Annotated in this window: 5 protein-coding genes and 1 tRNA gene; 3 read left to right on the forward strand and 3 right to left on the reverse strand. The window is 68.1% G+C overall.

The features are described 5' to 3' along the window. Positions 1-268: 268 nt before the first annotated feature. From ACFPZL_RS09710 to ACFPZL_RS09720, 3 genes are all read left to right on the forward strand, one after another. Positions 269-1,519 carry an LCP family protein gene (locus ACFPZL_RS09710; RefSeq protein WP_218115325.1) on the forward strand — a complete coding sequence of 417 codons (1,251 nt, stop codon included), beginning with the start codon at positions 269-271 and terminating at the stop codon, positions 1,517-1,519. Between the two features lie 56 nt (positions 1,520-1,575). After that, positions 1,576-1,664: transfer RNA gene (locus ACFPZL_RS09715), tRNA-Ser, on the forward strand. 186 nt (positions 1,665-1,850) lie between these two features. After that, positions 1,851-2,309: a TIGR02611 family protein gene (locus ACFPZL_RS09720; protein ID WP_236022050.1), complete on the forward strand. Its 459-nt coding sequence runs from the start codon at positions 1,851-1,853 to the stop codon at positions 2,307-2,309. Positions 2,310-2,359: 50 nt separating this feature from the next. Here ACFPZL_RS09720 and ACFPZL_RS09725 read toward each other — a convergent pair whose 3' ends face one another. The 3 genes from ACFPZL_RS09725 to upp form a co-directional block, all read right to left on the reverse strand. After that, positions 2,360-2,845: a DUF4870 domain-containing protein gene (locus ACFPZL_RS09725; RefSeq protein WP_218115324.1), complete on the reverse strand. Its 486-nt coding sequence runs from the start codon at positions 2,843-2,845 to the stop codon at positions 2,360-2,362. A gap of 185 nt (positions 2,846-3,030) precedes the next feature. Beyond that, entirely contained in the window at positions 3,031-3,699 is a 669-nt protein-coding gene (locus tag ACFPZL_RS09730; protein WP_218115322.1) for a winged helix-turn-helix domain-containing protein, read from the reverse strand. A 573-nt stretch (positions 3,700-4,272) separates the two neighbouring features. Next, the gene (gene upp, locus ACFPZL_RS09735; protein WP_218115321.1) at positions 4,273-4,908 is read right to left on the reverse strand and encodes a uracil phosphoribosyltransferase; all 636 of its coding nucleotides are present in this window, start codon (positions 4,906-4,908) and stop codon (positions 4,273-4,275) included. Positions 4,909-5,204: the final 296 nt, after the last annotated feature.

Here is a 5,204-nt window from a genome sequence, read left to right on the forward strand (position 1 = left end):
CGGGAGACCTCGATGGTGGCCGCGGCGCTCGTGCTGCTGAGCGGCTCGCCCGGCAAGCGGAAGGCGGCGCCCACCCAAGGCGCCCGCCCCCTCGCGGCAGTCGCCGTCCTCGCCCTGGGGATGGCCCTGTAGCCGCACGAGAGGACTGTCGGACAGCCCGCTCCCAACCCGACTGCCCCGGCGTTTCCAGGTTTCTCAAACATACGCCGGTAAAATCTTGAGGATGCGCCGCCGGCGCAACGAGTTTCAGAGCATGGGGGAGCATCGCATGGCGCGAGAGAAGAGCGGGTCCAAATCGACCCGGGGCGGGGTGCGCCACGGCAGCCTCCGCCGCTCCAGCGCGTGGGCGAACGCCGGCAAGGTGCTGCTCACCGGCGTGCTCGCCGTGGTCCTGAGCGGTGCGGCGGTCGCGGCCTACGCCGTCTGGGGGCTCGTGCAAGAGGTCAACACGATCGACCTGCCGCAGAACCCGGACTCCGTGGACGCGGGGGACCACAACATCGACGGCGCCTTCTCGATCATGCTGGTCGGCTCCGATTCCCGCCAGGGCCAGAGCATCGACGACGGCGAGACCGGTGAGCTCAACGACGTGAACCTGGTGCTGCACGTCTCCGAGGACCACAAGAACGCCACCATCATCAGCTTCCCGCGCGACCTGATGCTGGCGATCCCCAGCTGTCCCGGCCCGAACGGCGAGCCCGAGTACTACCCGGCGATGAGCGAGCAGCAACTCAACAGCGCCCTCATGTACGGCGGTCTGCCCTGCGCGGTCGCCACGATCGAGAACCTTACCGGGCTCGACATCCCCTACGCCGGTCTGATCACGTTCGACGGTGTGATCGCGATGTCGAACGCGATCGGCGGTGTCAAGGTCTGCCTCACCGAGCCGATCTTCGACGAGAAGACCGATCTCGATCTGGCTGCCGGCAACCACAAGCTGAAGGGCAAGAAGGCTCTGCAGTTCCTGCGCACCCGCTACGGGGTCGGTGACGGCGGCGACAAGAGCCGGATCAGCAACCAGCAGGTCTTCATGTCGGCGATGGTGCGTCAGCTGCAGAGCGCAGAGACGCTCTCCAACCCGGTGACGGTGTATGCGCTGGCCAAGGCCGGCCTCGAGAACATGCAGCTCTCGAAGAACATGGCCGACGTGCAGTTCATGCAGGCGCTCGCGGGGACGGTGAAGGACATCGACCTGGAGCGCATCAACTTCGTCCAGTACCCGACGTCCAGCCATCCGTACCAGTCCGGCCGACTCACCCCGAATTACGAGGCGGGGCAGATGCTGATCGAAGTCGTCGAGAGCGGCGAACTTTTCACGATCACGGGCACGGGCACGGGCGTCGTGAAGGACGGCGACGAGCCCGCGGACGACGGGAGCGACGCGGACACCGATGCCGAGGGTACCGAGGGGTCGGACGGCGAGTCGACGGAGTCCGACGGTCCGGTCGAACTGCCCGAGAGCATCTCGGGGCAGTCCGCCGCCGACAAGACCTGTTCCGCCGGTCGCACCGTCTACTGAGCCTCGACGCCGGTCCCGATTTCCGGGCCGCGCGCCCGTGCCCTAGGATGGTCTGCGGAGCCATGCCGGAGCGGCCGAACGGACTTCACTGCTAATGAAGGGTCGGGGTTAAACTCGACCGGGGGTTCAAATCCCCCTGGCTCCGCGGTGAAACCCCTGCCTCGGCAGGGGTTTCTTGCTTCACGGATCAGCCCGGTAGATGGATCGGGCGCGGATCACGCGGGCGCACCCGGCACATATCGAGATCGCGCGCGGAGGCAAGACCCGCCTCAACCTCTTTCGCACTGCAGACGGTCAGCTGCGTCCATCCCGCACCTATTACCATCGGAACATGCCCCACAGCCGCGACCCGCTCGAGCCGAGCGCGGACGACTTCGAGCGCGCGGGGCGCATCGGTCGCCCCATCGGCCGATGGATGGCGCGCTGGCGCAGGATCATTCGCCGACGGCCGTGGTTGAACACGGTCTACAAGGTGATCGTCACCGTCATCGGCGTCGCGGTCATCATCATCGGCCTGATCCTCGTGCCGCTGCCCGGCCCCGGGTGGCTGATCGTCTTCATCGGGCTCACGATCCTCGGCTCCGAGTTCCACTGGGCCCGCAGGTTCACGGGATGGCTGCGCATGCAGCTCGCCCGTTTCTGGGCGTGGTGGCGGGCTCGTAAGGCGCGCAAAGCCGGAGAAGATGGAGAAGGGGGAACCGACGTCGACGGCACCGGAGAATCGGGCGGCGCGTACACGGACTCCGACACGGATCCCACGGCGCCGGAACGCCCCGGCCCGCAAGACTGAAACGGCCCCGCCGGCGTGCTGCCGACAGGGCCGATTCTGCGCGGTCGCGTCTACTTGACCATCGGCACGTTGAAGATGAACGGGTCGGTGCTGCCACCGTTGCGGTAGGCGTCGGCGGCCTTGGCCGCAGCCATGATGTGGAACACGAACAGCACGATCGAGGCGATCCAGAGCAGGATCGCGATGATCCAGCCGAGGTAGGGGATCAGGCCGAGGATCGAGATGCCGATGCCCACTGCGGTCCGCAGCAGCGAGAAGTTCAGGTTCGCGACATGGAACGCGGTGGCGCGCTGATCGCCCTTGTCCTTCTCGATGATCCAGAAGATCAGCGCCGGGATCCAGGCGAAAAACACCGAGAGCCAGTAGTTGAGCTGGATGTTGCTGACCGGATCGGCCGCCGGCTGCTGATAGCCGCCGGCGGGCGGAGCCTGGTACTGGGGCGCGGCGGGCTGCTGCGGTGCCGCAGGCTGCTGCGTCTGGGCTGGCGTGCCCTCGGGCTGCTGCTCGCCGGGCACGTTGGGGTCTGAGGTGCTCATGCTGCTCTCCTCGATGGGGGCGTCGGAACAGCCGATTCTCGGGCTGCCCTACGAATATACCCTAGGCCGTCGGTGAGGCGATAGAGGCGCACCCGGCACGGGCCGAGGCGCGTGCCGGGTGCGATCGATCGGCTCGGGGCGGCTGAGTGCGGCCCTGGACGAGGCGTGAACGGCTGGTGGCGGCCCTAGAAGAGATCCGGGCTCGGGGTGGAGGTCTGCAGGATCGCGACGTCCGCGTGGCGGTCGAAGCGGTAGCCGATGCCGCGCACGGTGCGGACGATGTCCTGGTAGTGCGCGAGCTTCACCCGCAGGCGGCGCACGTGCACGTCGATGGTGCGCTCGCTGGGCGTCTCGGACTCGGGGGCGTCGCTCCACAGGCCCTCAATGAGCTCCTCGCGGCTCACGGTGCGACCCTCGCGCAGGACGAGGAACTGCAGGAGCTCGAACTCCCGGTAGGTGAGCGCGGCCGGCAGGCTGTCGAGCAGCACCCGTTTGCGGGTGAGGTCGATGGTCACGCCGCCGGCGCGATCCTGCTCGTCGTCGATCTCCTCGACCTTCTGCTTGGTCGCGGCCGCGGGATCGCCGAGTGCCAGGCGCACCACGTCGATGTCGCGGCCGCCGCTGCTTTCGGGGGCGAGTGCGACAGCGGCGTAGGTCTCGGCGGCGGGGGCGAGCTGCGCGACGAGCTGCTTGATCTGCGAGACGATGGCGCCGAGCTTCGGGTCGTTCTCGCCGATCTTGTCGTCGGCCAGGCCGACGTAGAGGGCGAAGCCGCGAACCTCCGTGCCCTCGGGCACGTGGCGTCGGGGGGTGGTGTCGTGGGCGGGGCGCTGGGTGAGGGTCTGCGTGGTCATGATGATGAAGTCCTTCGGAAGCTGTCGTGCGGGTGGAGGACACGAGCGGGGGATCCCTGCGAATCGTGTCGCCGGCGGCTGGGCCGCGGGCACCGTTTCCCGCGGATCGCGAGGGGCCGGTGCAGGCCGTGCATGTCGTCGATTCCGGATCGAACCGGACTCGACAGGAGGCGCCAGAACGAGCGTTGCCGCTACGAGCCCTGTCAGTGCGCCATGAGCATTCGACAGCACATGACGATGCGCCCGGCCATCATCATGCCGGTCTTCCCGAAGTTCACCTCGCTGGCGGACTGGGGGCGCGTTATGTCATGCATAAGGAGGATTTTTACAAACTATGTCGGTGTTTGTCAAGTCAGCGACGAGGCTTGAGGCTCGGACGCGCCGACCTCTTTCGCCGAGGGTTCACCGGCGCGGGACCGATCCGACACCTGCAGAACTGCATCGATCTGCAGAAAAGCACCGATTCGCGCAGGATCCCGGTGCGATTCTGCAGATCAATGCAAACTTGCAGCGAGGGCAGGGCCGTGCGGTACCAGCCGTGCGGTACCAGCGGCCCGAACCAGCCGCCCCGAATCAGTCGATGGTTCCGTAGAGCCGATCGCCCGCGTCGCCGAGGCCCGGCACGATGTACGAGCTCTCGTCGAGCCCCTCATCCAGCGCGCCCAGCACGAGGGTGACGTTGTGCTGGCCGACGGCCTCGCGCATCGTCGAGATGCCCTCGGGCGTGCCGAGGATGCAGACAGCCGTCACGTCTTCGGCGCCGCGGTCGAAGAGGAACTGGATCGCGGCCGCCAGCGATCCGCCGGTCGCCAGCATCGGATCCACCACGAAGCACTGCCGCCCGGCGAGGTCGTCGGGCAGGCGCTCGGCGTAGGTGGCCGGTTGCAGCGTCTGCTCGTCGCGCTTCATCCCGAGGAACCCCACCTCGGCGGTCGGCAGCAGCTTGACCATGCCCTCGAGCATGCCGAGGCCGGCGCGCAGGATCGGCACGATCAGCGGCGCGGGGCGGCTCAGGCGCACACCGGTGGTCCGGGCGACCGGCGTCTGGATCTCGACCGACTCGACGCGGACATCGCGGGTGGCCTCGTAGGCGAGCAGGGTCATCAGCTCCTCGACCAGCAGCCGGAACGTCGGCGGCGGGGTCTGCTCGTCGCGAAGGATCGTAAGCTTGTGAGTGATCAGCGGGTGATCCGCGATGATGACGCGCATGCGTCAATCCTAGCCAGAGCACCGGGGCCCCGAGTCCCCGGGCATCGGCGACCGGAGTGCCGGCGCCCCGGAGCGACAGCGCCCCTGAGCACCGGAGCCGCAGAGCGAGAGGATCGCATGGCCACCATCCCACCGACCGCACCGCAGCTCGACGCCATGCGCACCGCGCTCGAGGAGGCGCGGCAGGCGGCCGTCGAGGGGGAGATCCCGGTGGGCGCGCTCGTACTGGCCCCGGACCGCGAGGTGATCGCCCGTGCGCGCAACGGCCGGGAGCGCATGCCGGATCCCACCGCCCA

The organism is Leucobacter soli (assembly GCF_042659205.1).
Lineage (GTDB): Bacteria > Actinomycetota > Actinomycetes > Actinomycetales > Microbacteriaceae > Leucobacter > Leucobacter soli.

Coding starts and splice junctions, on each gene's coding strand:
- ACFPZL_RS09710 (WP_218115325.1), top strand. CDS start 269: ATGGCGCGAGAGAAGAGCGGGTCCAAATCGACCCGGGGCGGGGTGCGC.
- ACFPZL_RS09720 (WP_236022050.1), top strand. CDS start 1,851: ATGCCCCACAGCCGCGACCCGCTCGAGCCGAGCGCGGACGACTTCGAG.
- ACFPZL_RS09725 (WP_218115324.1), bottom strand. CDS start 2,845: ATGAGCACCTCAGACCCCAACGTGCCCGGCGAGCAGCAGCCCGAGGGC.
- ACFPZL_RS09730 (WP_218115322.1), bottom strand. CDS start 3,699: ATGACCACGCAGACCCTCACCCAGCGCCCCGCCCACGACACCACCCCC.
- upp (WP_218115321.1), bottom strand. CDS start 4,908: ATGCGCGTCATCATCGCGGATCACCCGCTGATCACTCACAAGCTTACG.